Origin of the sequence: Paraburkholderia sp. (genome assembly GCF_036488505.1) — a bacterium.
In the GTDB taxonomy this organism is placed as follows: Bacteria; Pseudomonadota; Gammaproteobacteria; order Burkholderiales; family Burkholderiaceae; genus Paraburkholderia.
This window is the reverse complement of the sequence record NZ_DASXHN010000034.1, coordinates 1-2,276: the sequence shown is the minus strand read 5'-3', so window position 1 is coordinate 2,276 and position 2,276 is coordinate 1. Positions and strand designations below refer to the sequence as shown.

Annotated in this window: 2 protein-coding genes and 1 pseudogene; all 3 read right to left on the bottom strand. The window is 61.2% G+C overall.

From position 1 onward, the window contains the following. A pseudogene (locus VGH68_RS02170) lies at positions 1-241 on the bottom strand (hypothetical protein); the annotation flags it as partial. Between the two features lie 422 nt (positions 242-663). Then, entirely contained in the window at positions 664-795 is a 132-nt protein-coding gene (locus tag VGH68_RS02165) for a hypothetical protein (RefSeq protein ID WP_331601862.1), read from the bottom strand. 274 nt (positions 796-1,069) lie between these two features. Further along, positions 1,070-2,134 carry an MBL fold metallo-hydrolase gene (locus VGH68_RS02160; RefSeq protein ID WP_331601861.1) on the bottom strand — a complete coding sequence of 355 codons (1,065 nt, stop codon included), beginning with the start codon at positions 2,132-2,134 and terminating at the stop codon, positions 1,070-1,072. Positions 2,135-2,276: the final 142 nt, after the last annotated feature.

The following is a 2,276-nucleotide window of genomic DNA, read 5'->3' as shown; positions in this document are numbered from 1 at the left end:
CGGCAGTTCGCTGATAGTCCTCTGCGACATGCACCATGACTTCGAGCAACTTCCGTTGATGGTGCCGTTCATCAGGCGTGACAGCCTGACTACTGACTATCGTGGAGGCAAGTGCGACGAGTTTGTCGAGTTGCTTCTTTCGCCGCTCGCAGAAATGAAATGCGGTTAGCGCGAGCTTTTCATACTGGAGAGCGTCTACGGGAGGACGGGAGGAGGGATGCTGCGGGGTGGCTTCGGTCATACGCGGTCCCGGTCAGGGTGGCGGGGTGCCCGGTCAGCGTGTGGAGATGGGTGAGCGGGCACAGCGGAAAGGTTGGCAGACCGGTGTTATGCCAAGCCGGCAGACCCGAAGGTCTCCTCTCCGCGGCCCGCCCGCAGAAAATGGACGCGCAACGATAAACGCACGCCTGTCTGAACAGGCGTGCGGGCATAACAATCAGGCTGCCAAGCCCGAGCCATCGCTGTTTTGATGGCCCGTCGATTATAAACGGGTGCCGATCTATTCGTGTTATTGGGATAGCCCGCTGGCGTACGAAAGCCGCCGCAGCGAAAGCAAACGGCACGACCGCCAGCACGCCCGCAATAGCCTGGGCCGCGCGGGCATCAACTGTCGAAGAAGCCGCTGTCGATCGCGCGCAGCCAAATCGGATCTATCACGCTTACCTACCGGTTGACGATGCTGTGATTGAAACCTTCGATGCGGATCAGCACGTGCTTGCCGACATACGGTTGCATCACGACGCGCGCGGCCTGCATCGTAGGCACCCAATAGACTTCGTCGAACGTGCCGTTCATATCCCATACCGGTAGTCCGCGCAACGCGGGACCCGGCGTCGCGGTCGCGGTGTTATCGATGAAAAACCCGAAACAACGACGGCTGTCCGTCCTCAACCCGTCACAATCGCTCGCTACCATCTCGACTAATACTATCCTTTTCGCCGGCCACCCGGCCCCATGCCGACGCCGCTGCTCCTTCAGCTGTCTGGTTTATATTTTCGCCATTGCGACGATTCCCGCGCGCGCGCATGGTCTTCAGGCTAAGCGATGACATTCTGTCTACCACAGCGCATCAAACACTATCCGACGCGAGCGGCAACCCCTCGATCTTCCACCGCAACATCCCGCCAGCAAGATTAGCCACTTTGTCGAACCCCGCCTTGCTCAACAGCACGCTCGCCTGAGCCGAACGCACGCCGGAGCGGCACACCGCGACGACCGGGCGCTCGCGATCGAACTCATCGACGCGCGCGATCAGTTGCGACAGCGGCACCAGCCTTGCACCCGGCAAGTGCCCCAGACGATCGATGAATTCCGGCGCCTCGCGCACGTCGACGATCTGAAACGTCGCGCCATGCTCGAGCAGCGCCATCGGCTCGATTTCCCATACACCGCTGAAGCGCAGCGTCAGCGGTGCCCAGTCCGGTGTCTCGGCCGGATCAGATCCGCTCTCCGGTTTTCCGCAACGCAGATTCGCGGGCACCGCCACCGCCATCAACTTCGGATGCGGCAAGTTCAGGTTGTTCATATAACCGGCAAAGTCACCCACATCGACGTCGCCACCGAGGCGCGGATTGAAACGCCGCTCTTCGGCCACGCTGGTCACGGTAATGCCGCGATAATCGTGCGCGGGATAAAGCAGGCAATCGTCGGGCAACGACAGGATTTGCTCCCGCACGGACGCGAACAACTGCTGCGCACTGCCCTGCTGGAAATCGGTACGGCCACAGCCGCGAATCAGCAGACTGTCGCCGGTAAAGGCCATGCTCTGGTCGTCGAGAAGATAGGTCAGGCAACCGTTGGTATGACCGGGCGTCGCACGCACGGTCAAATGACGCGTGCCGAAATCGATGCGATCGCCGTGTTCAAGCGCCCGCGTCGCGCCATCGGCCTGGACGATCGCGGCCAGCGCGATCTCGCTGCCGCTGCGCTGCCGCAGGCGCCACGCGCCGGTCACATGGTCGGCGTGGACGTGAGTATCGAGCGTAGTGAGCAGCCGCAGACCCAGTTCCTGGAGAAGTGCCAGGTCGCGCGGCACCTGCTCATAGACGGGATCGATCAGCAGCGCTTCGCCGCTGTCCCCCAACAAATACGTGTAAGTGGACGAGACAGGATCGAATAGCTGGCGAAAGATCATCGCAACCTCTGAGGAAAGAACCCTCGGCGACGACCCGCGAAGGGTCGCCGTGCCCGCATTTCAGTTCGGTTGCTTTGTGGTGCGCAAGTAAGGCTTGATGGTCTTGAAGCCGGGGAACAACTGCTGTGCGTCTTCGTTGCTG

Excerpts from the sequence above, each read along its gene's own strand:
- VGH68_RS02165 (WP_331601862.1), bottom strand. The coding sequence starts at position 795 with ATGAACGGCACGTTCGACGAAGTCTATTGGGTGCCTACGATGCAGGCC.
- VGH68_RS02160 (WP_331601861.1), bottom strand. The coding sequence starts at position 2,134 with ATGATCTTTCGCCAGCTATTCGATCCTGTCTCGTCCACTTACACGTAT.